Here is a 24,953-nt window from a genome sequence, read left to right as displayed (position 1 = left end):
GAGAAACCAAATTAACGATTAACCAAATCAACAATTAAACGTATAAAAATGATACAAGTAAATCAGCTTTCAAAAATATATAACGGAACTACAGTTTTAAATATCAATACCCTTGAAATTCCAAAAGGGCAAAGTTTCGGATTGGTGGGGAATAACGGAGCAGGAAAAACAACTTTTTTCAGTTTGCTTTTAGATTTGATTCAGCCTTCGACAGGAAATATTACAAGCAATAATATTCAGGTAAACACAAATGAAAACTGGAAATCTTTTACAGGTTCTTTTTTAGATGAAAGTTTTCTGATTGGATATTTAACTCCGGAAGAATATTTTTATTTTATTGGAGATTTGCGCCATCAGAACAAAGCAGATATTGATGCTTTATTAGCACAACATGAAGAATTTTTTAATGGTGAAATTTTGAACAACAAAAAATATTTACGCGATTTATCTAAAGGAAATCAGAAGAAAGTGGGAATTATTGCCACACTTATCGGCAATCCGGAAGTGGTTATTTTAGATGAACCTTTTGCCAATTTAGATCCGACAACAGTTAGCCGATTAAAAAAAATCATAAAAGAGTTAGCCCAAAATCCAAATGTTACAGTACTGGTTTCCAGTCATGATTTGCAACATACTGTAGAAGTTTGCGATCGAATTGTAGCGCTTAATAAAGGTGAAATTGTAAAAGATATTGAAACATCAGAAGAAACCTTACAAGAACTTGAATCTTTTTTTGCGGTTTAAGTTTTAGTTATTACAAAAAAGAAGCGTATTTTTACGCGTCATTATACTAAAAATCATTTTTAGAAGTTAAATGATTTAAACTCTTTTCTATTGAAAAAGACTACAATTAAATATGGTTTTGCTCTGGTGTTTTTATTCCTTTTGATAGCTTGTTCTACCAAAAAAAACACTTTTTTATCGAGAAATTCTCATGCTTTAAGTACAAAATATAATATTTTGTACAACGGCGGCATTGGCTTAGATAAAGGTTTACAATCTATCAAAGCTAATGATCAGGACAATTTCTGGAAGCTGCTTCCTATTGAAAAAATGCAGTTTGATGAAAGTTTTCCTGACGATAATAAAACCAAAAATGCGGATTTTGAAAAAGCTGAAACGAAAGCAACAAAAGCGATTCAGAAGCACTCAATGAATATTGGCGGAAGAGAAAAAAACTACCAAATTGATGAAGCTTATTTAATGCTTGGAAAAGCCAGATACTACGATCAGCGATTTATTCCGGCATTAGAAGCATTCAATTATATTCTATATAAATACCCAAACAGCAGTAATATATACACCGCAAAAATCTGGCGCGAAAAAACAAATATGCGTTTAGGAAATGATGGTATTGTGGTTAAAAATATCAATTTACTTTTAAGGAAAACCGACTTAAATAAGCAAACATTTTCAAATGCTAATGCTTTGTTGGCTGAAGCTTTTTTAAATTTAGAGGAAAGAGACAGTGCAGTAGCAAAGCTTAGAATTGCTGAAGAATTTTCCAGAATAAATGAGGACAAAGCCCGATACCGTTTTATTCTTGGGCAGATGTATCAGGAAGTTGGAAAAAAAGACAGTGCAACCTATTTTTACGATGGTGTAATTCACATGAATCGTAAAGCTGACAGAAAATATATGATGCATGCTTATGCTAAAAAAGCACAAATGTATGATTATGAAAATGGAAATGACACTATATTTTTAAAGACGTATAATAAGCTAGTTAAAGACCGTGAAAACAGACCTTATTATGATGTTCTTTTATATGAAATAGGTGTTTTTTATGATAAAAAGAAACAACAGGATAATGCATTAACATTCTATAATAAATCATTAGCCAGAAAATCTAAAGACAATTATTTAGTAGCTTCTACCTATAGAAATATTGGTGACATGTATTTTAAAAATACAGATTATACAATGGCTGCAAAATATTACGATAGTACATTGGTAAAATTAGATCCAAAAACCAGAGAGTTTGCTCTTATCGAAAAAAACCGAAAAAATCTTGACGACGTTATAAAATACGAAGCAATTGCAAAACGTAATGATAGTATCATTAAAGTAAAAGGTTTACCAGATCCTGATAGAAAAACGTATTTTGAAACTTATATTGCAGAGCTGAAAAAGAAAGATGAAGCCAAACGTATTTTAGAAGAAAAGCAAAAGGAAAAACTGGCGAACATAGAACGCAATACAAATTCAGACAATGGTCCAACTGCTGTAAATCCTAATTCATTAGGAAAGCCAGGCGATCCGGTAGCAGGCGGAATTGTTCCTCCAAGCGGAAATAGTTCAGCAAGTACTTTTTATTTTTACAATCCAACAACAGTTGCTTACGGAAAACTGCAATTCAAAAAAATGTGGGGCAACAGAGCTTTAGTTGGAAACTGGAGATTGGCCGGAGTAAAATCTGCTAATAATGCCGCGTTAAATGATACCATAAATAATAATAAAGATGATGCCAATGTCTTAAAAGATTCTATTGTTGTAGAAAAATACACAACAGAATTTTACGAGAAACAACTTCCAACAACACAAGTTGCAATGGATAGTATTGGTAAAGAACGCAACTTTGCTTATTATCAATTAGGCTTAATTTATAAAGAAAAATTTAAAGAATACAATTTAGCAAGTGATAAGCTGGAACAGTTATTAAAAAACAATCCGGAAGAAAAATTCGTTTTACCGGCAATGTATAACTTGTATAAAATTTATCAAATTACAAATCCGGCTAAAGCCGAAGTTGTAAAAGCAAATATTCTGGGAACATATCCAAATTCAAGATATGCCCAAATATTAAATAATACGAATGAAGCTGATGTAGCATCACCGGACAAAGAATATCAAAAATGGTTTAAATTGTATCAGGAAGAACAATTTGATGTTGTCTTAAATAATATCGATAATTTGATCAACCAATATTCAGGAGAAGAAATTGTTTCTAAATATGAATTATTGAAAGCAAATACTTTAGGAAAAGTAGAAGGCTTGAGTGCCTATAAAAAAGGTCTTGAAGCAGTTGCAGATAATTATCCAAATACGGAAGAAGGAAAAAATGCACGTGAAATTCTGGAGAAACAAGTACCAGGTTTAGAAAAACTTGATTTTACAACAGTTGACAGTAAGAGCTGGAAAATTATTTACCCGATTCCTCATGACGATGCGAAATCAGCAAAGGTTATAGAAGAATCAATCAAGAAATTTTTAGCTGTAGAGAATTATCAAAGACTTAAAACTTCTTTAGACAAGTATAATAAAACCCAAAGTTTTGTTGTTATACATGGTGTACAATCAGAAGCTTATGCAAATGATGTTGCGGGTGTTTTAAAAGAGGATAAAAGATTTAAAATCTCACAACCTGCAATTATTATTTCAAGCGACAATTATAAAGTTGTTCAAATCAAAAAAAATCTTGAAGTTTACATAGCCCCCAAAACTCCATAATACCATGTTTGATAAAGTAAAAAAAAACGGAACAGAACTTTTAGGAAAAACCAATAGAATTGTAGAAGGAACCTCAATTATTGGCGATATAGTTTCTAAAGCAGATTTTAGATTAGATGGTGAATTAATAGGTAACTTTACTTCGCAAGGAAAATTAGTCATTGGAGCATCCGGTGTTATAAAAGGAGAAATTATTTGTAATAATGCTGATATTGAAGGAATTTTTCAAGGAAAAATAAAAGTACTGGAAGTCCTTAATATAAAAGCATCTGCTCATATTCATGGAGAAGTTGCCGTTGGAAAACTATCTATTGAACCGGGTGCCGAATTTACGGCTACTTGTACTATGTTAACAAATACTAATAATGAAGTAACAATAAAAGATGGAAAAGGAGCCGAACCAAAACTCAAAGAGTAAGTGGTTAGTTTTTATGAATATACCAATTCAAATGGGGATCATAATTTTTTTGTTCTCCTATTTGGGTGTATGGTTAGATGAGAAATATTCTAATGGAGGTTCACTCTGGACAATAATTCTATCTTTGTTCTCTGTTTTTTTAGCACTTTACAATGTTATTCGACAAGTTAAAAATTTAAATAAATAATGAATAGAGTTGTAGATTTTCTAAAGTATTTTGTCCCTTTTTCAGTTATATTATTTCTTGCACAATATTTCGCAATGCAATCCCTGTCAGGAAAATTTAATTTTCTTTATTCTGTTTGGAGTATTTATGCATTTAATATTATTGCTACTTTTCTGGTCTATCTTTTTTTAATTTTTGTAAACAATAATTTTTCGACCTATACAGGATTTGCCTTTCTTGGAGCAAGCCTTTTTAGGATGATGGCCGCTATCATTTTTTTAATTCCTTTAATAAAATCCGATGCTAAAGATCCGATAATAGATCTTAGTACGTTTTTTATCCCTTATTTTTTATTTTTGCTTTTCGAAGTTTATTTTACAATTCGACTACTTAACAAGCGATAATTATCTCATTATTAGTTAAATTGCTGTTTTAAAATAGAAACGCTAAAAATTATATCGATATATTTTCGATTTTCAATTTAATATGTACCTTTGCAAAAAATTTTTGGAACCTAAATTAGAAACAGTTTTAATAATGATAATTTCAAATAAACCAGTCCAGTACTTATTAGTTACTTTATTAGCACTTACTTCGTCGGTAAATTTCGCTTCAACTCCTGTTGACAGTATTTCTGTTAAACATGAAAATGTTGAATTAGCAGAAGGAAGTCATGCAGCAAGTGGTCATGGAGAAACTGTAGGTCACGAAATAGAAAAAGAGTTCAACGCTAGTGAATTGATAAATTCTCACATTGGCGATTCTCACGATTTTCATATTGCTGACTGGGATGGTCACCCTATTTCTTTTAGTCTTCCTATTATTTTATGGACAAACAACGGATTGGAAATTTTCTCTTCTGAAAAATTTCATCACGATAATACAGGTGAGCATGTAGTTGATGCTAACGGTCAAAAATTAGTTCGTTATAAAGAAATAATTTTTTACGCTGACAAATTTGAAGAAATGACAGCAGATCAAAGAGACAATGGAGCTTTTGCTTTTGATGCAAGACCTTTAGATTTCTCTATTACTAAAAATGTTTTTTCAATGTTAATGTCTGCGATCATTTTATTCTTCTTATTTTTTGCAGTAGCAAGATCATATAAGAAAAATGCAAATGCACCAAAAGGATTGGCTGGATTTTTAGAGCCACTTGTTACATTTGTTAGAGACGAAATCGCTGTTCCAAATATAGGTACAAAAAAGGCAGGTAAATATATGCCATACCTTTTGACAATATTTTTCTTCATCTGGATTAATAACCTTATCGGATTAATTCCATTCTTCCCATTCAGTTCAAACTTGACAGGAAATATCTACTTTACATTCGTAATGGCATTTATTACTTTCATCGTTACAACTTTAAGCGGAAACAAATCATACTGGGGACATATTTTTAATACACCGGGAGTTCCTGTGTGGTTAGCTCCAATTATGATTCCTGTAGAAATTATCGGAATGTTGACTAAACCATTTGCATTAATGATTCGTTTATTCGCAAACATTACTGCTGGTCACATTATCATTTTGAGTTTAGTTTCTTTAATTTTCATTTTCAAAAGTATTGCAGTTGGTCCTGTTGCAGGAGCATTTGTATTATTCATGAGTGTTTTAGAAATGTTGGTTGCTGCTTTGCAAGCGTATGTGTTTACTTTGCTATCGGCATTATTTATTGGTCAGGCTGTTGAAGAGCACGATCATCATTAATTAGAGTTTTATTAATTATTAACTATATAAATTTATTATTATGGTATTAGCTGGAATCGGAGCTGGATTAGCTGTAATTGGTGCAGGTCTTGGTATTGGAAAAATTGGTGGTTCTGCAATGGACGCTATTGCTCGTCAACCAGAAGCTGCTGGAAAAATCCAGACTGCTATGATTATTGCTGCTGCACTTATTGAAGGGGTTGCTCTTTTCGCAGTAGTTGTTGCGTTAATCGCACAATAATTAAAATCTAAAACTTCCTGCAGCGGTTGGCTTCAGGAAGTTTTTTAAAAAAACGATAAACAATTTTTAAATATATAATGTTATGCAATTAACTTCACCAGAAAGTTTAATTTTTTGGACAACAATTATCTTTATTGTTTTCTTCATTCTTTTGGCAAAATTTGCCTGGAAACCAATTTTGGGTGCTGTAAAAAGCCGTGAGGAATCTATTAACAATGCTTTGGCATCTGCAGAAGCAGCGCGTTTAGAAATGCAAAACTTAACTGCTGATAATGAGCGTATCCTTAAAGAAGCTCGTGCAGAACGTGATGCTATGTTGAAAGAAGCACGTGAAATGAAAGAGCAAATCATTGCTGATTCAAAACACGAAGCACAAGAGCAAGGTCAAAAATTAATTGAGCAAGCTAAAGCGGCAATCGAAAGTGAAAAAAATGCAGCTATGGCTGAATTGAAATTACAAGTTTCAACTTTATCATTGAGCATTGCTGAAAAATTATTGAAAGATGAATTATCTAACAAAGAATCTCAAACTAAATTAGTAGAGAAAATGTTAGGTGACGTAAAGTTAAACTAAGACTATGGCAAGTACAAGAGCAGCAATTCGTTATGCAAAAGCAATTCTGGACTTAGCAAACTCTAAAGGTGTTGCGGAGTCTGTCAATAATGACATGAAATTGATTGCTTCAACAATTGATACTAATGCAGAATTGAGTACCTTTATTCAGAACCAAACTACAAAAGTTGAGGTTAAGGAAAGTGCTCTTTTAGAAGTTTTTGCAAATGTAAATGGTGTAACTAAAGGTTTATTTCATTTATTATTTGAAAACAAAAGATTTGAAATTCTAGGTGCGATTGCAATAGGATACAATAAATTATTTGATGAAAGTAATGGCCTTGAAGTAGCAAAAGTTACTACTGCTATTCCTATGGATGCTGCATTAGAAGCTAAAGTTTTAGCTAAAATTGCAACTTTGTCAGATAAAAAAATAACAATAGAAAATATCGTAGATCCATCAATTATCGGAGGATTTATTTTAAGAATAGGTGATCAACAATACAATGCTTCTGTTGCAAACAGATTACAGGTATTAAAAAGAGAGTTAAGTAATTAGTTTTATTACACATAAAAGTGTCTAAATTATAAATTTAAGATGGCGGAAATCAAACCTGCTGAAATTTCAGCAATATTAAGAAAGCAAGTAGAAGGTTTTGAATCTGGTGCTACGCTAGAGGAAGTAGGAACAGTACTTCAAGTTGGAGATGGTATTGCTCGTGTTTACGGGCTATCTAATGTACAATACGGAGAGTTAGTAGAATTTGATAACGGTATGGAAGGTATCGTATTAAACCTTGAAGAGGATAATGTTGGTGTGGTACTTTTAGGACCATCTACAGGAATTCAGGAAGGATCTACTGCAAAAAGAACACAACGTATTGCTTCTCTTAAAGTAGGTGAGCAAATGGTAGGACGTGTAGTTAACACTCTTGGTTTTCCAATTGATGGAAAAGGACCAATTGGTGGAGAATTATATGAAATGCCTTTAGAAAGAAAAGCACCTGGTGTTATCTTCCGTCAACCAGTAACTGAACCATTACAAACAGGTATTAAAGCTGTTGATGCTATGATCCCAGTAGGTCGTGGACAACGTGAGCTTGTAATTGGTGACCGTCAAACTGGTAAATCAAGTGTTTGTATTGACACAATCTTAAATCAAAAAGAATTCTACGATGCAGGAAAACCTGTATTTTGTATATATGTTGCAATTGGGCAAAAAGCTTCAACTGTAGCAGGAATTGCTAAAATGTTAGAAGAAAAAGGCGCAATGGCTTATACAATTATTGTAGCAGCTAATGCTTCTGATCCAGCTCCAATGCAAGTTTATGCTCCTTTCGCAGGTGCTGCAATTGGAGAATATTTTAGAGATTCAGGTCGTCCTGCACTTATTGTGTATGATGATTTATCTAAACAAGCTGTTGCTTACCGTGAGGTTTCTCTTTTATTAAGAAGACCACCGGGACGTGAGGCATATCCTGGAGACGTTTTCTACTTACACTCTCGTTTATTAGAGCGTGCTTGTAAAGTAATTGCTGATAACGGAATTGCTAAAAACATGAACGATTTACCAGATTCTATCAAGTCTATCGTAAAAGGTGGTGGTTCATTAACTGCATTGCCAATTATCGAAACTCAGGCTGGTGACGTTTCTGCATATATTCCAACAAACGTAATTTCGATTACAGATGGTCAGATTTTCCTTGATGGAGATTTGTTCAACTCTGGAGTTCGTCCTGCTATTAACGTAGGTATCTCTGTATCTCGTGTTGGAGGTAATGCTCAGATTAAATCAATGAAAAAAGTTTCTGGAACTTTAAAATTAGACCAGGCTCAATTCCGTGAATTAGAAGCTTTCGCTAAATTTGGTTCTGACTTGGATTCAGTTACTTTAAACGTAATTGAAAAAGGAAAAAGAAACGTTGAGATCTTGAAACAAGGTTTGAATGATCCATATCCTGTTGAAAATCAAGTTGCTATTATTTACGCTGGTTCTAAAAACTTATTAAGAAACGTTCCTGTAAATAAAGTAAAAGAATTCGAAGCTGATTTCTTAGCTTACTTAAACAGCAAACATAAAGATACGCTTAATGCGTTGAAAGCTGGTAAGTTAGATGATAACATTACAGATGTTATTGAAAAAGCGGCAAAAGAAATTTCAGCAAAATATATCTAATAAAGTATTAAGTATTTGGTGTTAAGTAATAAGGTTTTATCTTAGACTTAATGCCAAATATTTAAATATTATATACTTACAAAAACAAATGGCAAATTTAAAGGAAATCCGTAATAGAATTACTTCCGTTTCATCGACGATGCAAATTACATCGGCTATGAAAATGGTTTCTGCTGCAAAGCTTAAGAAAGCACAAGATGCAATCACTGCAATGCGCCCTTATGCCGAGAAATTAACGGAGTTGCTACAAAATCTTTCTGCTACACTTGAAGGTGAAGTTGGAGGAGATTACACAACACAACGTGAAGTAAAAAAAGTATTACTTGTAGCTATAACTTCTAATAGAGGATTATGTGGTGCATTTAATTCAAATGTAATTAAAGAGATTAAAAACCGTACTGATTTTTATGCAGGTAAACAAGTTGACGTTTTTGCAATTGGTAAAAAAGGAAACGACGTTTTAAGTAAAACGCATAAAGTTCACGGTCATCATAATGCAATTTTTGATCATTTGACTTTTGATAATGTTGCAGGAATTGCAGATAATTTGATTGAAAAATTTCTTTCAGGAGAATATGACAGAATTGAATTGATTTATAATCAGTTTAAAAATGCTGCTACTCAAATTGTACAAACTGAGCAATTTTTACCATTAGCTCCAATTAAATCTGATGTACCGGTTTCTGGTGCAGATTATATTTTTGAGCCTTCAAAAGAAGAAATTGTTTTGACTTTGATTCCTAAGTCATTAAAAACACAATTATACAAAGGTATTCGTGATTCATTTGCTTCAGAACACGGAGCGCGTATGACAGCAATGCACAAAGCAACTGACAACGCAACTGAATTAAGAAACCAATTGAAATTGACTTATAATAAGGCACGTCAGGCAGCTATTACAAACGAGATCCTTGAGATCGTTGGTGGAGCAGAAGCTTTGAACGGATAATTTTTATAGTTAAAATATAAAAAAGAGCCAGCAATTATTTGCTGGCTCTTTTTGTATATATAGTATTTTCAGTTTTGTTTAAATAAAAAATTATAAAACGGTGATTCTCAATTAATCAAAAATGAGAATCAATACCATTTTATAAATCTATAGGCAGATTTACGTCTCCGCAATGCTTTGTCTTTCATGGGAACAAACTAGCTTTATCAGTCCCAATGCTCTGTTTTTTTAAGGGTTACATTTCAGCAGAATCAATCCCTTTGCTTTGTCTTTTATGGGAACAAACTAGCTTTATTAGTCCCAATGCTCTGTTTTTTTTAAGGGTTACAAATCAGCTGTTATCAAATCCCTACATAGCAAATCTACTACTACAATGGCTTCAAAATATTATATCATTTTTAAAATTTATTATACATTTTACACATAGAGTATTAAAAACTAATATTTAGTGATTTTTATTTATTAAAAAACAGAACAAAAAAAGAGCCAACAATAATTGCTGGCTCTTTATAGTATAATAGTATTTAGTTTTATTTTAAATGTGATGATTATAAAATGGTGATTCCCAATTTGATCATAAACCGAGAATCAGTTCCATTTTATAAATCTAAAGCAGATATTTCTCTGCAGTGCTTTGTCTTTCGTGGGAACAAACTAGCTTTATTAATCCCAATGCTCTGTTTTTTTGAGGGTTACATTTCAGCAGAATCACTCCCTTGCGCTTTGTCTTTTATGGGAACAAACTAGCTTTATCAGTCCCAATGCTCTGTTTTTTTGAGGGTTACATTTCAGCAGAATCACTCCCTTGTGCTTTGTCTTTTATGGGAACAAACAAGCTTTATTAATCCCAGTGCTTCCTTTTTTATAAGGGTTGTATTTAGCTTTCTCAATCCCTGTGAAGCAAATTTAAGAAGACACTGCTAAAAAAATGTTACATAATTTTCGGAAACAATTTATATATTTCACATGTTTTATATATTTCAACACTATTTAAATTGTAAAACTTCTTAAAATCAAAAGATTAACTCAAGTGATGTAGATAATCTGAGACTATAATGTGTATGTTTTAATCCATGAAAGAAATTAAGTAATATAATGTCATTGCGTTAGGAGAAATTTTAATAATATCAGTTTAAGGTTTATTTGATTTAACAACACTTTCTGTTCTCAATAAGTTGTTATTTTTTGATTAATTTTGATAACTATCTTACAATATCATGGAACTAGAAATACGAGAACTTACTACAATAAAAGAAATGTTGGTGCAAATTGAAACCATGAGATTTCTTTATCCGAACCTTTCTATTGAGAAATATGAAAATTATCTTTCTCAAATGGTACCACATAACTATATTCAGATTGGTGTTTTTGAAAATGATCTTTGTTTGGGAATTACCGGTTGTTGGTCAGCAACTAAACTATGGACGGGTAAATATCTTGAGATTGACAATTTTGTCGTTAACCCAGATGTGCGTTCTAAAGGAATTGGTAAATTACTAACAGATTATATCGAACAAAAAGCCATAGATGCGGATTGCAGCAGTATTGTTTTAGATGCTTTTACGGGAAATTTTGCTGCACATCGTTTTTATTATAATCAAGGTTACGGCCCAAAGGGATTTCATTTCGTTAAGATTTTAGACGAGAAGAAACTAACTTTATAATATAATGATTATCTGCTAATTATAAAAGGTTATATTTATATTTTTTAAAATTAGTAACTTTTTAACGTTTTGTGCGTATAATATTTAACAACCAAAAAGGTATTAAAAAAATCAGATCAACAAAAAGCAATGGCAAAAGAAAGTTTTAATTGGAAGAGTCTTTTTATAAATGAAGAGGCTAATAAACAAGAAAATACGGGTTCAGCTCAACAACCTTCGGCACCTGTTGTACCAACTCCTGACAACAAATTTCCTAATCAAGTTACAGAATCATTTCCAACTAATTCTTTGACAAACCCTTTTTTAAACGAAATTTTTGAAGTTTATGATAAAGGTTTTGAATCATTGAATGAATCAGGTTTTGATTTTTTTGAATTGTACAAGTCTGTTATAGCTGTTGGAGTTACAAATCCGCAGAGTTATCAGATGGCTTTTACAATGGGAAAATCAATAAAGTCTGATTTAACTAAAGAATTTCTTTTGCAAAAAGGAAGTTTTTATATCGCTGAAATCGAAAAAGTCTATGCTAAATACGATACTATTGGAAAAACTAAAAAAGCAGATTTAGACAATAGTATTACTAAGGAGAAATATAACTTGTCTAAAAGTATTTCTGATTTAGAAGCAAAAATTTTAGAACTTCAAAAAGAACTGGAATCTAAAAAAATCGAACTTCAGAAAATTGATCCTGTTAATATGGAACAGCTTTCAGAAATTCAATTAAAAATGGAAGCTAACAATTTAGCAAAACAAAAAATCTTAACCTCAATCAATACTGTAATAACAGGAATCAATCAATATTTGTAAAATGGATAAATTCGCACAAGAAAAAAGTACACTTTTAACATTACCAATTTTAAAACATTTTGACGAATCAAAAGGAGAAATTGCTTTAAAATCCGGCGCTCTTAAAAAAGGTGAAAAGTCTTTGTTTTTGGCTTTGGCACTTGGATTACTTGGAGTTGGAGGATATTTGATCTGGACTTATATAATCCCGCCATTATTTACAATGCTGGGTCAGGCAATAGCATTATCTGCGACAGGTGTCTTTTTGGTTTTTTTGGTTATGATGGCTCCCGTTATAATGAAAGCGCTTCGTTTTGCAACAAAAAATTTGCACAAAGCTTTAATTCAAAGCAATCCTTTTAATGAATTGGAAGAGCAAAAGCAAAAAATGATTAAAAACCGTGAAGTTTTTAAGAACACAAAAGCAAAGCTGAAAGGTCTTAAAAATGAAATGGAAATTGAAGCAAATAAATCTGAAAAAGAAGCAAAAGCTTTTCAGGAAGATGTTTTGAGCTTACAACGTCAGTCCGAAAAATTGAAATCGGCAATGGATGAAATGGTGAAGCAAAATGGAGTTGCAGCAAAAGATACAGATGAATATGTTGCCCTTCAAAGTGAATTAGCAAGAAAACTAAGTGACTCGCAAAGAGTTTCTACACAATACGAACAAAGCAAAAGTTTTATCCAAAAATATGGTGTTCGTGCCAATGTTTTAGGTAAAATGGATAGAAAATTAACTTTGGCAGGAACGGCAATCGATATTAAAATTGCTGATTTTGATGTAACGGTTAAGATGCTTCAAAAAGAATATGAATTTGCCAAAAATGCAAAAGAAGCAACAGAAAGTGCTAAAAGTGCCATGTTGTTTACAAAAGACTGGGAACTAGAATATGCTTTAGAAGTTGTAACATCTACAATTGCACAAGATATTGCTAAAACATCTGAAAACTTAATTGACATTGATGCCTTAACGTCTAAATATTCAGTAGACAACGACGAGCTTTATTCAAGATTAGATTCGTTGGCAGATGAAATTAAAACAGGTGATAATACAATTCCGGATTCAACGAAGTACACAAGTCCAAATTATAAAATGACCAAAGAAGATAAATTATCTGGCGGAGGTTTTGGAGATATTTTTTAATACAATCAATTAAATTTTAAAAATAAAATGGGAAAAATTTTAAGAACAGAAAAGTTAACAACGTTTTCTGAGTTAATAATTGTTATTGCAGCAATTGGAATAATTTTAGCTGGAGTTTATTATATTTCTCCGGGAATTAAAACCGCAGTTTCAAAACAATTAGACGGTATTGAGCTTAATCAAACAGATGTTAATAACGTTACCAATGCGGCAAAAATTCCACTTCCGTCAAAAGAAATATCTACTGAAGTAGCAAACAAACCATTAGTAAGAATTGGTGCTTATGCATGGAATGCGCAGTCTGGAATTATTGTTTCTAATGGTGGTCCAAAAACAACAAAAGGATCATTGATGGAAAAAAACGGAGTTAATCTTGAAATTATCCGTCAGGACTGGCTTTCAGAATTGCGTAACATGCAAATGAAATTTATCGAAGAATTTGATAAAGGCGAAGCTTTCCCATCTTCAAGCAAAAGTGTTTTTGCAGTTATTATTATGGGAGATGGCGCGCCATTTTACATTAGTTCTGTTCAAAAATCACTTGACGAAAAATACGGAAAAGATAAATACCACTTACAGGTAATGGGAGCAGTAGGTATGAGTTATGGTGAAGATAAATTAATCGGGCCACCAAGCTGGAAATCTGATCCAAAATCGATGAAAGGTTCTGTTATCTCTGCCGTTCTTGGAGATGGTGACTGGGTAACAACTGTAAACTATTGTTTTGCAAACGGATTAAAAGTAAATCCTGACCCAACAACGTATGATGCTGATGCAGTAAATATTTATCCATCTGAAAATGATGATTATATTAAATCAGCAGAAGAATTAATTAAATCTCAAACAACAGGATGGACTGTTACTTTGAAAGAAGTTGTAGACGGAAAATTAACTGGAAAATCTGTTAACAGAAAAATCGATGGTTGTGCAACCTGGACACCTGGTGATAAAACAGTTTTTGATAAATTGACAGGTTTTGTTGATATCGTTTCTACAAAAGAATTCAACAACCAAATGCCAACTACTATTATTGGAGTGAAAGAATGGGCAGTTAAAAATCCGGATATCGTTTCTAATATTTTGAAATCGGCATTGACGGCTTCAAACCAAATGAAAAATTACGAAGACTGGAAAGTAAGAGCTTCAGAAGCAGTTGCTGAAACATATAAACTAGAAACTCCTGAATATTGGTATAAAATGTTTAAAGGACAACAAGGAACAAAAGCAGGTTTAACTTATAACATGGGAGGTTCTAAAGTATTTAATTATGCTGATGCAATGCAATATTATGGTTTATCTGATGGAGTTAACAGATACAAATCAGTTTACAATCAGGTTTCTGGATATTTGACAGAGTTGAATCCGTTTGGATTTAATGAAAATGTTGGGGCAGTAGTTCCTTACGATCAGGCAGTAAACTTATACTTCCTGAAAAACATTAATGATATCGAATCGACTTCTGCAGATAAAGCAGATTATAGTAATGAGGCAAAAGAGGTTGTAGCTTCTGGAGAATGGAAAATTAACTTTAATACAGGAAGTGCTGATATTTCAAATTCATCAAGTAAAGAAGTTGAAAAAATTTATAACCTTTTAGTTCAGGCAGAAAATACAAAATTAACTGTTGTTGGACATACTGATAATGTTGGAAATCCAGATTCTAATTTAGCGTTGTCAAAAAGCAGAGCTCAGGCAGTTGTAAATTACCTGCAACAAAAAGGAATTCCTGCAAACCGTTTTCAATTGGTTGACGGAAAAGGTCAAAACAACCCAATTGCAGATAACAATACTGCTTCAGGAAAAGCACTGAACAGACGTGTTGTTATTACTTTCTTGAAATAATTCTTAAAATAATTAAGGGCTGTCTTTTGGATAGCCCTTTACTATAAATATGAAAAAATATTTTACGCCTTTTGAAAAAATATCGAAATCCCAAAAAACTATTATATTAATAAGTTGGTTGGTTCTTTTGATCATTATTTGGTTTGTAACCACATCTGGAGAAAAACATCTTTTCCCATCTCCAAATCAGGTTTTAACAGGTTTTAAAGAACTTTACAAAGAAGGTTTGGTAGTGCACATTTTCAATTCGTTGCAATTGTGTTTTATCTCGATCATTTTAGCAACAATAATTTCGTTGTTTTTTGCCTACGCCTGGTCAATTCCGGTATTAAAATCAATTTCAGAATTTGTAACTAAATTTCGATTTTTGCCTTTTACAGGTTTATCATTTTATATCACAATGGTCATTCACGAAGCAAGAACAATGCAGGTTTGGATTTTAGTTATTTTCTTAACCACATTCTTAACGACTTCATTAATAGCAGTGATTAAAGACATTCCGCAGGAAGAATTTGATCATGCTAAAATGCTGAAATGTAATAGATGGGAAGTGCTTTGGCAAGTAATAATTTTAGGAAGATTAGATTATGTAATTGATGTAATCAGACAAAATCTTGCTATAACCTGGATGATGCTCGTAACAGTAGAATCTATTGTGGTGGCTTCTGGAGGATTGGGGTTTTTGATCAAAAACTCAGATAAATTCATGAACACAGGACGAATTATTGCACTTCAAATAATCATTCTATTAATAGGGCTTGGTTTAGATGCAGGAATTAATTTCCTGAGAAAAGCAATATTCAGATATTCAAAAATATAATTATGGCACACGAATATAAAGAGACACTTTTATACGTAGAAAATCTTAGTGTTGCGTATGATGATACTGTTATTATAAAAGATATAAATCTTATAGAAAAAGATGTTGTTAGAGAAGGTGTAAATTGTACAGGACAAGTAGTGGCTTTTGTTGGAAGATCAGGAAGAGGAAAATCTACTTTTTTTAAAGCATTGACCGGATTAGTTCCTTCAAATTCTGGAAAGATTTTAATTAGAGATTTTCAAAATGCAGAACCAAACGCAGCAAAACCTGTAAACGAAGGCGACATTGGTTTCGTAGATCAAAAGTATACTTTGTTCAGACATAAAACCGTAACGCAGGCTTTGAAATTTTCTTTAAGAAAAACAAAACTTTCGAATACAGAAAAGGACGAGAAAATAAAAACATATCTGAAAGAATGGGGACTGGATAATTGTGCAGACAAATATCCTAACGAACTTTCCGGAGGACAAAGACAAAGAACAGCTATTATCGAACAATTGTTTTCATCTGATCAATTTATTGTTTTAGATGAGCCTTTTTCAGGATTGGATGTAGGAAATATTGAAGAAGTAAAAAAATCTTTTGAGTTGCTTGGTAATTCTTCAGAGTTTAATACGGTCATTTTTTCTACACATGATATTGAATTAGCGATTGAGTTAGCACAAACAATTTATGTTATTGGACACCCAACCGTTAACGGAAAAAAACAAAACTACGGAACAATTGTAGCGAAATACGATCTTAGAGAAATGGGATTATCGTGGAAAGATTATTGTGACGATCATCAAAAATTATCAAAAGAGATTATTCATCAAATGATGATTTCTTAAATAAAAATATGTCAAAAAAGAGCCATCCAATATCGCTTATAGAAGAATCTTTTTTGTCTCTGAAAAGATATTTAGAGACAAACATAAAAACTAATGAAGCCGTTTTTACGGCTTCATTTATTAAAGATCTGCAAAAAGAAACCACAAGTATTCTTGAAATTTGCAGTGCCTTAAACCAAGATTCAGATTTTATTCAAAAATTAAATGAAGGCGTTATTTCAACATCCTCAAAAGGATTGTTGTCTAAAGCCGAACATTTTTTTCTTTCAGATATTATTGATTTGTATGAAAGAGAAGCAGCGAATAAAAATGAAAAAGCACAATTTGTTCTGGCATATTATTATGATGCTTTGCGTAACGCACACTTTGCAAATGAAAACTCAGCAAGCGAATTAAACCAATTGGTTTTTACAGATGAATTTAAAAATCATCTTATAAAAATTCAAAAAGAAAACAAATTACAATCTTCAAATCAAAAGGCAAATAAGCATTTGTTGCCCCAATTATTGTTTGAACAAAAACATAATAAGCTTGAAGAAATTTTAAACAAATATCAAAATTTCATTCAATTTGCATTTGATAAAAAGTTTGAAAACACAAAAGTGCTTGCTAATTTTTTAGACTTGGATTTAAATAAATCAAACGATAAAAAAGAATTAGAGAATCTTCCGGAAGAAGATACGCTTGAAAAAGTTTTGGAAGAATTAAATCTTTTAGTAGGTCTTGCCGAAGTAAAAAGAGATGTTGCAGAACTTATTAATTTATTAGAGATACAAAAAAAGAGATCGAAACAAGGACTCAAAAATGTGGAGATTACATTACACACCGTTTTTCTTGGCGCCCCAGGAACCGGTAAAACATCAGTCGCCAGACTTTTAAGCAGGATTTTTAAACATTTAGGTTTTTTGTCTAAAGGCCAAATGTATGAAACAGATCGCGAAGGATTGGTTGCAGGTTATGTAGGACAAACAGCAACCAAAGTAAATACCGCAGTAGAATCTAGTATTGGCGGCGTTTTATTTATTGATGAAGCGTATGCACTTACACAAAACTTATCCGGAAATGATTATGGTGCCGAAGCCGTAAATACATTGCTGAAAAGAATGGAAGATCACCGTGATGATTTGGCTGTCGTAGTTGCCGGATATACAGAACCAATGAAAATGTTTATAGAATCAAACCCTGGATTGCGCTCTCGTTTTAATCGATTTTTTCATTTTAAACATTTTACGCCGACAGAATTATTTCAGATTTTCGAATCATTTTGCGCTAAATCTGATTTTATAGTTTCAGAAGAAGCAAAAGAAAAACTCGTTGATACTTTTGAATTATTGTATGCCGAAAAAGACGAAAGTTTTGGTAATGCGAGAGTTGTAAGAAACTTGTTTGAAAAATGCGTTCAGAATCAGGCAAACAGAATCGTGAAACTTAAAAAAATTAGCAATAAGGTTTTAAAAACATTCACCGAAGAAGATATTCCCGAACCAAAAGAAACACAAAAAAGTGTTAGTTTCACTGCGACAGACGAAAACGCATAAAGGTTATATTATACTTAATACGTAAACAAATTGCGTAATTATCTCAGAGAATTGGTTATTTTTGTTTTTACAAATTTTATTACATAATTATTTTGGGATTATATAAAAATCTATTCAAACAAACGGCTATTTACGGACTTGCTACGGTTTTACCGCGCATGTTGAGTTTTCTATTAGTACGATTGTATACCGGTATTTTACCAACTGCAGAATATGGCGAGGTTTCGATCGTTTTATCGTGGATGGTTTTCTTTAATGTTGTACTTTCTTACGGAATGGAAACGGCTTTTTTTAGATTTTACAGTGCCGAAGAAGACAAGAAAAATGTAATTGCAACATCTACAATTTCTATATTTTGGTCATCAATTGGGTTTTTATTTGCCGCGTTAATTTTTAGAAACACATTGGCGAATTGGGCAGAAGTTGATGCACAATATATCACCTATTCTGTTTGGATTTTAGTTTTAGATGCCCTGGTTTTAGTACCGTTTTCTAAACTTAGAGCAAACCAGAGACCAATGGTTTATGCAGCAATAAAAATTGGAAATGTGGTGATTAACATGTTACTGAATTTCTTCTTTTTAATATACTTACCAAAACTTGCAGCCGCAAATCCTAACTCTGTTTGGGACAATTTATACGTCGAAAATTTCCAGATTGCCTATATTTTCATTGCAAATCTGTTGGCGAGTTTAGCCACTTTTGTTGTGCTTTCGCCGAATTACCTTTCGCTTGGCAGAAAATTTGATCCTGTTCTTTGGAAAAAAATGATGAAATACGGTTTACCAATTTTGGTTGCCGGACTTGCATTTGCTGTTAACGAACATTTTGATAAAATTCTTTTAGGATATTTATTGCCAGAAAATTTAGCGAAGTCAGAAGTTGGAGCGTATTCAGCTTGTTATAAACTTGGCTTATTTATGGTTTTGTTCGCAACAGCTTTTAGATTAGGAATCGAGCCTTTCTTTTTTAGTCATGCCAATAACGAAAATGCCCCACAAACCTATGCCGTAATTACAAAATATTTTGTGATTTTTGGTTCGTTGATTTTATTGGGAGTAATTGTTTTTGCAGACTTTTTAAAATATCTTTTATTAGACAATAAATCATATTGGGAAGCGATGAAAGTGGTGCCGTTAATTATTCTGGCAAATTTCTTTTTAGGAATTTACAACAACCTATCAGTTTGGTATAAACTCACAGATAAAACAAAAATCGGAGCTTATATTTCTATTGTTGGAGCAATTGTAACTCTGGTTTTAAATTATTTTTTAATACCAAAATACAGTTATTACGGTTCAGCAATTGCGACTATTTCTGCCTACGGAAGTATGATGTTAATCTCTTATATTTTAGGAAATAAATATTACCCGATACCTTATGATATGAATAAAATTGGAGCTTATTTAGGAATTTCAATTCTGTTTTCGGCAATTTCTTTTTACGGATTCAGAGAGAAATATTATGTTGGAATTCCGTTACTTTTAATCTTCATTTATTTTATTTATCACAACGAAAAAAGCACCATCAAAGGAATTATAAATAGAAAGTAATATTAAGTTTTTCTACACTTCAACTATACTTTTTAATCTTTACAAATAATAATGAAAATACAAATAATCAATAAATCTCAACACGCATTACCTAATTACGAAACAATTGCTTCGGCAGGAATGGATTTACGTGCCAACTTAACAGAATCAATAACACTGAAACCATTAGAAAGAACGATTGTAAAAACCGGTCTTTTTATCGAATTACCAATTGGTTACGAAGCACAAGTAAGACCAAGAAGTGGTTTGGCAGCAAAAAAAGGAGTTACCGTTTTAAATTCACCGGGAACTGTTGATGCTGATTACAGAGGAGAAATTGGTGTAATTCTGGTAAATTTATCAAACGAAGAATTTGTTGTAGAAAATGGAGAAAGAATTGCACAATTGATTATTGCCAAACATGAAAGAGCTGAATGGATTGAAGTTGCAGAACTTTCTGAAACATCAAGAGGCGAAGGCGGTTTTGGAAGCACAGGAGTGAAATAGTTTTCAGTCTCACTTTAAAAATAAGTCAATTTTGAAAAGAAATTGGTGTGATCTTTGCGAATCCCGAAGCTTCAGGATTGCAAACGTTACACTATAATAATTTGAACTAACCAAACTGAAGATTTTAAATCTTCCCATAAAATTAATATATAATGAAAATAATCGTTCCAATGGCAGGTCGAGGATCAAGACTTAGACCACATACACTAACTGTTCCAAAACCATTAATTCCAGTTGCAGGAAAATCGATTGTACATCGTTTAGTTGAAGACATTGCCAAAATATTAAAAGAACCTATCGAAGAAGTTGCATTTATACTTGGAGACCCGGCTTTTTTTGGAGATGATCTTGTAGCAAGTTTAGAAGAATTAGCAAAAGGTTTAGGAGCAAAAGCATCTATTTATCGTCAGGATTTGCCTTTAGGAACCGGGCACGCCATCATGTGTGCAAAAGAATCTTTATCAGGTCCTGCAGTAATTGCTTATGCAGATACTTTAATCAGAGCAGATTTTGAATTAGATCCTGCTGCAGATGCCGTAATTTGGGTAAAACAAGTTGATCAGCCGGAAGCATTTGGTGTAGTAAAATTAAATGCTAATAATGAAATTACAGAATTGGTCGAAAAACCAAAAGAATTTGTAAGCGATTTAGCCGTTATCGGAATATACTATTTTAAGGAAGTTGGCGATTTGAAAAAAGAACTTCAAGGCGTTTTGGACAATAACATTCAAAACGGTGGAGAATATCAAATTAATGACGGAATTAAAGCAATGATGGCTAACGGTAAAGTTTTTAAAACCGGAAGCGTTGATGAATGGATGGATTGTGGTAACAAAGATGTGACCGTAGAAACAAATACTAGAATGCTTGGATTTTTGCATAATGATGGAGAACATTTAGTTGATTATGATGTAAAATTAGAAAACTCAACCATTATTCCACCTTGTTATATTGGCGAAAATGTAGTGTTGAAAAATGCAACCGTTGGTCCAAATGTTTCTTTAGGAAAAGGATGTCACGTTATCGACAGTTCAATCAAAAATAGTTTAGTTCAAACTTATTCTCAAATAAAAAACGCTAACTTAGACAATGCAATGATTGGAAACCACGTTAGTTATGACGGTAAGTTTACCAGTATTAGCATTGGTGATTATTCTGTTTTAGAATAATAAACAGAAATTGTGTAAATGATGAAAATAAAAGTTTTAGTAATTTTATTTATCGCTTTGCTTGGCAGCGTACATTCGATATCAGCTCAGACTGAACCCGAAGATATTGCTATGGCAACAGATGAATATCAAGACTCTTTTTACGAATCATTGAAACAAAAAGGAATTGAGAATTATGATAAGGCCATTGTATCTTTAGAAAAATGTATCAAACTAAAACCTAATGATGCCGTAGCTTATTTTGAGTTGGGAAAAAATTATTTGGCATTAAAAAAATATGCAGATGCTCAAAGTTCATTTGAAAAAGCAACACAATTAGATTCTAAAAATAAATGGTATTGGTTAGGGATTTACGATGTAAGTTACGAAACCAAAAATTATCCTTTGGCAATAGAAATCATCCAAAAAATTATTCCGTTTGATGAAGAATATAAAGATGATTTGATTTCGTTGTATATGATTACAAATCAATTCGACAAAGCGCTTTTGACCATTAATGAAATGAATGATAAATTTGGAAAATCTCAGGATCGAGAGCGATATAAACAACAAATTTTGTCTCAGGGAAATCATCAGAATACAGAAGTCGCGAATTTGATTGACCAGATTAAAAAGAATCCAAAAGTAGAATCTAATTATATAGATCTGATTTCATTATACACAAAAAATGACGAAACAGAAAAAGCTTTAGATGTTGCGAAACAATTAGCAAAAGAAGTTCCAACTTCTGAATGGGTTCAGGTAAGTTTGTTTAAAGGATATTTAGATGCAAATCAGGCAGACAAAGCCATTAGTTCGATGAATGTAATTTTGTCAAGTTCAAAAATTGATTCAAAAATAAAACATCGTACACTAAATGAATTCTTGATTTATGTGAATAAAAATCCGCAATACGCTCCGGATTTAGAAAAAGCGGTTGCTTATTTTGACAACGATACCAATGTGAATGTTGCCAAAGAAGTAGGGAAATTTTATCACAGTAAAAATCAATTTGAAAATGCAATTAAGTATTACGAAAAAGATTTAAAAACGAATTCAGATACAGATCGCGAAACCAATTTGCTTTTGCTTGAAGCTTATACACAAGTAAAACAATTTGAGCCAATGACAAAAAGAGCCTTAAATATGATTGAAGTTTATCCGAGTCAGCCGCAATTTTATTATTATGCAGGATTAGGAAGCAATCAATTACAACAATTTAAGAATGCAAAAACCGTTTTAGAAATGGGATTAGATTATGTAGTTGATGATGTAAAACTTGAAGCAAATTTTAATATTCAGTTAGGAGAAGCGTATAATGGGTTGGGAGATGCCAAGAAAAAAGAAGAATATTTTTTGAAGGCAAATGAATTATTAAAAAAGAAAAAGTAAAGAGAAAATTCAGATGAAAAAATATATAACAATACTATTAGTATCAGTATTTATGATTTCTTGTAAATCAAAAGCTGTTGCTGTACAAAACAACACTCCTGCGGAAGTCGTCGCTAAAAAAGACACCAAAGCTATAGACAAACATTACGATAACAAATTAGATTTTAAAACATTATATATAAAATCAAGTGCGAGATATGTTGATGAAAAACAAAGTCAGAATGTCTCAGCCGAAATTAAAATCGAAAAAGACAAACAGATTTTAATAAGCGTTCGTTTTATAGGAATTACAATGGCAAAAGCATTGATTACGCCAACAACAGTAAACTATTACGAAAAAATAAACAGCACTTATTACGAAGGCGATTTTACCAGTTTAAGCGAATGGCTTGGTACAGAACTTGATTACAGTAAAGTACAAAATTTATTGGTGGGAGAAGCTTTAGACGATTTAAGAAAAGGAAAATATACACAAACAATAGTTGAAAATCTTATTCGTCTGGAAGATCAAAAAGACACAAATTTGAAGAAATCCTTCTTTTTAGACGGTGAAAAATATTTGCTTCAAAAAGAGCAAATTACTCAGCCAGCAGAAAACATAATGTTGCAAATCAGCTATTCTGATAATAAGATTTTTGATCAGGGAACACTTCCAACAAGTATTGAAATCAATGCCATTCAACCAAAAGGAAAAACGGATATTAATTTGAATTACAATAATATTTCGTTTAATGAAGAACTTTCTTTTCCATATAGTGTACCAAGTGGTTATAAGAAAGTTATAATTAAGTAAATTTGCAAATAGAAAAATAGAAACATGCCGAAATTTCTCCTTAGCCTAATTTTTATATGTGCCACCACTTTTACATGGGCACAAGATTCGCAGCAAGAAAAACTTGAACAGCGAAAAGCTCAGATTCAGCAGGAAATTAGAGACAACGAAAAAATGTTGCAAACTGTAAAGAAAAAAGAAAAATCAGCAGTTAATGTGTTTTTAATTCAGGCCAATAAAATTAAGCTGAAAGAAAAGCTAATCAACACAACAGCAAAGCAGGAAAAAATCTTAAACAACGATATGTATATTAACCAACTTAAGGTTAATAAACTAAAAAGAGAATTAGCAGTTCTAAAAGAAGATTATGCTAAGATGATTTTAAAATCGTATAAAAGCCGTTCAGAGCAAAGCAGAGCAATGTTTATTTTGTCTTCTGAAAGCTTTTTGCAAGCTTATAAAAGAGCTCAATATTTAAAACAATATACGAATTTCAGAAAAAACCAAGGATTAGAAATTCAGGGTAAAACAACAGAACTCGTAGATTATAATGCAAAATTGGACGGCCAAAGAAAAGTTAAGAAGAAAATTATTGCCGAAAACGAAAAAGAAAAACAAAGCTTAGAAATTGAAAAGAAAGAACAACAAAAGCTTGTTAATGAGATTAAAAGAGATAAAAATAAAATTATTGCCGACACAAGAAGCAAGCAGCAGGAAGCAAAAAGAATTGACAGACAAATTGACCGTTTAATTCGTGAAGCAATTGCTGAAGCCAACAGAAAAGCAGCCGCAGAAAAAGCAAAAGAGAATCCGGGATCTACAGCATCGACTGCGCCGGTATCATCATCTAAAATTGCTTTAACACCGGAAGGTAAAGTTTTAGCTGCCGATTTTAAAGCCAACAGAGGAAAATTGCCTTGGCCGGTAGAAAAAGGATTTATTTCGTTAGGTTATGGAGATCAGCCGCACCCGCTTTACCCATCATTAACCGTGCACAATTCAGGAGTTGAAATTACTACGGAACAAGGAGCAACAGCACGCGCCGTATTTGAAGGAGAAGTTTCGAGTGTAATGGTTTTATCGCCAATCAACAGAGCCGTAATGATTCAGCATGGAGATTATTTTACCGTATATCAAAACCTAAGTCAGGTATTTGTAAGTAAAGGCGATAAAGTAAATATCAAACAAAGTATCGGAAAAGTAAGAACCAGCGGAGATACCGGAAAAACAATTATTAAGTTTTTGATTCTTCAAAATACATCAAACAATAATCCGGAAGGATGGTTGCAAAACAGATAAATAAAAAGGGAGC

The 24,953-nt window shown here is 32.2% G+C and carries 23 protein-coding genes; all 23 read left to right on the top strand.

The annotated features are described in order from the left end of the window. Positions 1–48 precede the first annotated feature (48 nt). The 23 genes from GKZ86_RS12930 to GKZ86_RS12820 all read left to right on the top strand — a co-directional run bounded on the left by GKZ86_RS12930 (position 49) and on the right by GKZ86_RS12820 (position 24,940). Positions 49–744 carry an ABC transporter ATP-binding protein gene (locus GKZ86_RS12930; protein ID WP_154783524.1) on the top strand — a complete coding sequence of 232 codons (696 nt, stop codon included), beginning with the start codon at positions 49–51 and terminating at the stop codon, positions 742–744. Between the two features lie 90 nt (positions 745–834). Then, the gene (locus tag GKZ86_RS12925) at positions 835–3,450 is read left to right on the top strand and encodes a tetratricopeptide repeat protein (RefSeq protein ID WP_154783523.1); all 2,616 of its coding nucleotides are present in this window, start codon (positions 835–837) and stop codon (positions 3,448–3,450) included. 4 nt (positions 3,451–3,454) lie between these two features. After that, positions 3,455–3,868: a polymer-forming cytoskeletal protein gene (locus tag GKZ86_RS12920; RefSeq protein ID WP_154783522.1), complete on the top strand. Its 414-nt coding sequence runs from the start codon at positions 3,455–3,457 to the stop codon at positions 3,866–3,868. Next, the gene (locus GKZ86_RS12915; protein WP_154783521.1) at positions 3,834–4,055 is read left to right on the top strand and encodes an AtpZ/AtpI family protein; all 222 of its coding nucleotides are present in this window, start codon (positions 3,834–3,836) and stop codon (positions 4,053–4,055) included. Before GKZ86_RS12920 ends, GKZ86_RS12915 begins: the two co-directional genes overlap by 35 nt. Positions 4,056–4,571: 516 nt before the next feature. Then, positions 4,572–5,744 carry a F0F1 ATP synthase subunit A gene (atpB, locus tag GKZ86_RS12910; RefSeq protein WP_154783520.1) on the top strand — a complete coding sequence of 391 codons (1,173 nt, stop codon included), beginning with the start codon at positions 4,572–4,574 and terminating at the stop codon, positions 5,742–5,744. Positions 5,745–5,784: 40 nt separating this feature from the next. After that, complete coding sequence (gene atpE / locus GKZ86_RS12905; RefSeq protein WP_026708812.1) at positions 5,785–5,985, top strand: ATP synthase F0 subunit C; 201 nt, start codon at positions 5,785–5,787, stop codon at positions 5,983–5,985. An 82-nt stretch (positions 5,986–6,067) separates the two neighbouring features. Then, entirely contained in the window at positions 6,068–6,559 is a 492-nt protein-coding gene (locus GKZ86_RS12900; protein WP_059115497.1) for a F0F1 ATP synthase subunit B, read from the top strand. A 4-nt stretch (positions 6,560–6,563) separates the two neighbouring features. Then, positions 6,564–7,097, top strand: coding sequence for an ATP synthase F1 subunit delta (gene atpH / locus GKZ86_RS12895; protein WP_154783519.1), 534 nt, complete (start codon positions 6,564–6,566; stop codon positions 7,095–7,097). A 39-nt stretch (positions 7,098–7,136) separates the two neighbouring features. Next, positions 7,137–8,714 (top strand): F0F1 ATP synthase subunit alpha, encoded by a 1,578-nt coding sequence (gene atpA / locus GKZ86_RS12890; protein WP_154783518.1) that lies wholly within the window; start codon positions 7,137–7,139, stop codon positions 8,712–8,714. A gap of 88 nt (positions 8,715–8,802) precedes the next feature. Further along, positions 8,803–9,663 carry an ATP synthase F1 subunit gamma gene (atpG, locus tag GKZ86_RS12885; protein WP_154783517.1) on the top strand — a complete coding sequence of 287 codons (861 nt, stop codon included), beginning with the start codon at positions 8,803–8,805 and terminating at the stop codon, positions 9,661–9,663. A gap of 1,217 nt (positions 9,664–10,880) precedes the next feature. Further along, complete coding sequence (locus tag GKZ86_RS12880; RefSeq protein WP_154783516.1) at positions 10,881–11,327, top strand: GNAT family N-acetyltransferase; 447 nt, start codon at positions 10,881–10,883, stop codon at positions 11,325–11,327. 129 nt (positions 11,328–11,456) lie between these two features. Continuing rightward, the gene (locus GKZ86_RS12875) at positions 11,457–12,134 is read left to right on the top strand and encodes a hypothetical protein (protein ID WP_154783515.1); all 678 of its coding nucleotides are present in this window, start codon (positions 11,457–11,459) and stop codon (positions 12,132–12,134) included. Between the two features lies 1 nt (position 12,135). Further along, positions 12,136–13,257, top strand: coding sequence for a hypothetical protein (locus GKZ86_RS12870; RefSeq protein WP_154783514.1), 1,122 nt, complete (start codon positions 12,136–12,138; stop codon positions 13,255–13,257). A gap of 27 nt (positions 13,258–13,284) precedes the next feature. Beyond that, positions 13,285–15,099, top strand: a complete 1,815-nt coding sequence (locus tag GKZ86_RS12865) for an OmpA family protein (protein ID WP_154783513.1) — start codon at positions 13,285–13,287, stop codon at positions 15,097–15,099. Positions 15,100–15,148: 49 nt separating this feature from the next. Then, positions 15,149–15,919, top strand: a complete 771-nt coding sequence (locus tag GKZ86_RS12860) for an ABC transporter permease (protein ID WP_154783512.1) — start codon at positions 15,149–15,151, stop codon at positions 15,917–15,919. A 2-nt stretch (positions 15,920–15,921) separates the two neighbouring features. Continuing rightward, the gene (locus GKZ86_RS12855; RefSeq protein ID WP_154783511.1) at positions 15,922–16,752 is read left to right on the top strand and encodes an ATP-binding cassette domain-containing protein; all 831 of its coding nucleotides are present in this window, start codon (positions 15,922–15,924) and stop codon (positions 16,750–16,752) included. A gap of 8 nt (positions 16,753–16,760) precedes the next feature. Beyond that, entirely contained in the window at positions 16,761–18,290 is a 1,530-nt protein-coding gene (locus GKZ86_RS12850; RefSeq protein ID WP_154783510.1) for an AAA family ATPase, read from the top strand. Positions 18,291–18,382: 92 nt separating this feature from the next. Further along, the gene (locus GKZ86_RS12845) at positions 18,383–19,843 is read left to right on the top strand and encodes a lipopolysaccharide biosynthesis protein (protein WP_154783509.1); all 1,461 of its coding nucleotides are present in this window, start codon (positions 18,383–18,385) and stop codon (positions 19,841–19,843) included. A gap of 51 nt (positions 19,844–19,894) precedes the next feature. Further along, on the top strand, positions 19,895–20,329 hold the full coding sequence (gene dut, locus GKZ86_RS12840; RefSeq protein ID WP_154783508.1) for a dUTP diphosphatase: 435 nt from the start codon (positions 19,895–19,897) through the stop codon (positions 20,327–20,329). 152 nt (positions 20,330–20,481) lie between these two features. Beyond that, the gene (locus tag GKZ86_RS12835; RefSeq protein WP_154783507.1) at positions 20,482–21,498 is read left to right on the top strand and encodes a sugar phosphate nucleotidyltransferase; all 1,017 of its coding nucleotides are present in this window, start codon (positions 20,482–20,484) and stop codon (positions 21,496–21,498) included. Between the two features lie 21 nt (positions 21,499–21,519). Beyond that, entirely contained in the window at positions 21,520–22,869 is a 1,350-nt protein-coding gene (locus GKZ86_RS12830) for a lipopolysaccharide assembly protein LapB (RefSeq protein WP_154783594.1), read from the top strand. Between the two features lie 13 nt (positions 22,870–22,882). Beyond that, complete coding sequence (locus GKZ86_RS12825; protein WP_154783506.1) at positions 22,883–23,662, top strand: DUF4292 domain-containing protein; 780 nt, start codon at positions 22,883–22,885, stop codon at positions 23,660–23,662. A gap of 24 nt (positions 23,663–23,686) precedes the next feature. Further along, positions 23,687–24,940, top strand: coding sequence for a murein hydrolase activator EnvC (locus GKZ86_RS12820; protein WP_154783505.1), 1,254 nt, complete (start codon positions 23,687–23,689; stop codon positions 24,938–24,940). Positions 24,941–24,953: the final 13 nt, after the last annotated feature.

Source organism: Flavobacterium sp. LC2016-13 (assembly GCF_009707955.1).
In the GTDB taxonomy this organism is placed as follows: Bacteria; Bacteroidota; Bacteroidia; order Flavobacteriales; family Flavobacteriaceae; genus Flavobacterium.
Note: the sequence above shows the minus strand (reverse complement) of the source record. Positions and strands in the feature narration are given on the sequence as shown.

What these genes read in the sequence shown, in the direction of transcription:
- GKZ86_RS12930 (WP_154783524.1), top strand. Translation starts at nt 49, where the DNA reads ATGATACAAGTAAATCAGCTTTCAAAAATATATAACGGAACTACAGTT.
- GKZ86_RS12920 (WP_154783522.1), top strand. Translation starts at nt 3,455, where the DNA reads ATGTTTGATAAAGTAAAAAAAAACGGAACAGAACTTTTAGGAAAAACC.
- GKZ86_RS12915 (WP_154783521.1), top strand. Translation starts at nt 3,834, where the DNA reads ATGGAAAAGGAGCCGAACCAAAACTCAAAGAGTAAGTGGTTAGTTTTT.
- atpB (WP_154783520.1), top strand. Translation starts at nt 4,572, where the DNA reads ATGATAATTTCAAATAAACCAGTCCAGTACTTATTAGTTACTTTATTA.
- atpE (WP_026708812.1), top strand. Translation starts at nt 5,785, where the DNA reads ATGGTATTAGCTGGAATCGGAGCTGGATTAGCTGTAATTGGTGCAGGT.
- GKZ86_RS12900 (WP_059115497.1), top strand. Translation starts at nt 6,068, where the DNA reads ATGCAATTAACTTCACCAGAAAGTTTAATTTTTTGGACAACAATTATC.
- atpH (WP_154783519.1), top strand. Translation starts at nt 6,564, where the DNA reads ATGGCAAGTACAAGAGCAGCAATTCGTTATGCAAAAGCAATTCTGGAC.
- atpA (WP_154783518.1), top strand. Translation starts at nt 7,137, where the DNA reads ATGGCGGAAATCAAACCTGCTGAAATTTCAGCAATATTAAGAAAGCAA.
- atpG (WP_154783517.1), top strand. Translation starts at nt 8,803, where the DNA reads ATGGCAAATTTAAAGGAAATCCGTAATAGAATTACTTCCGTTTCATCG.
- GKZ86_RS12880 (WP_154783516.1), top strand. Translation starts at nt 10,881, where the DNA reads ATGGAACTAGAAATACGAGAACTTACTACAATAAAAGAAATGTTGGTG.
- GKZ86_RS12875 (WP_154783515.1), top strand. Translation starts at nt 11,457, where the DNA reads ATGGCAAAAGAAAGTTTTAATTGGAAGAGTCTTTTTATAAATGAAGAG.
- GKZ86_RS12870 (WP_154783514.1), top strand. Translation starts at nt 12,136, where the DNA reads ATGGATAAATTCGCACAAGAAAAAAGTACACTTTTAACATTACCAATT.
- GKZ86_RS12865 (WP_154783513.1), top strand. Translation starts at nt 13,285, where the DNA reads ATGGGAAAAATTTTAAGAACAGAAAAGTTAACAACGTTTTCTGAGTTA.
- GKZ86_RS12860 (WP_154783512.1), top strand. Translation starts at nt 15,149, where the DNA reads ATGAAAAAATATTTTACGCCTTTTGAAAAAATATCGAAATCCCAAAAA.
- GKZ86_RS12855 (WP_154783511.1), top strand. Translation starts at nt 15,922, where the DNA reads ATGGCACACGAATATAAAGAGACACTTTTATACGTAGAAAATCTTAGT.
- GKZ86_RS12850 (WP_154783510.1), top strand. Translation starts at nt 16,761, where the DNA reads ATGTCAAAAAAGAGCCATCCAATATCGCTTATAGAAGAATCTTTTTTG.
- dut (WP_154783508.1), top strand. Translation starts at nt 19,895, where the DNA reads ATGAAAATACAAATAATCAATAAATCTCAACACGCATTACCTAATTAC.
- GKZ86_RS12835 (WP_154783507.1), top strand. Translation starts at nt 20,482, where the DNA reads ATGAAAATAATCGTTCCAATGGCAGGTCGAGGATCAAGACTTAGACCA.
- GKZ86_RS12830 (WP_154783594.1), top strand. Translation starts at nt 21,520, where the DNA reads ATGAAAATAAAAGTTTTAGTAATTTTATTTATCGCTTTGCTTGGCAGC.
- GKZ86_RS12825 (WP_154783506.1), top strand. Translation starts at nt 22,883, where the DNA reads ATGAAAAAATATATAACAATACTATTAGTATCAGTATTTATGATTTCT.
- GKZ86_RS12820 (WP_154783505.1), top strand. Translation starts at nt 23,687, where the DNA reads ATGCCGAAATTTCTCCTTAGCCTAATTTTTATATGTGCCACCACTTTT.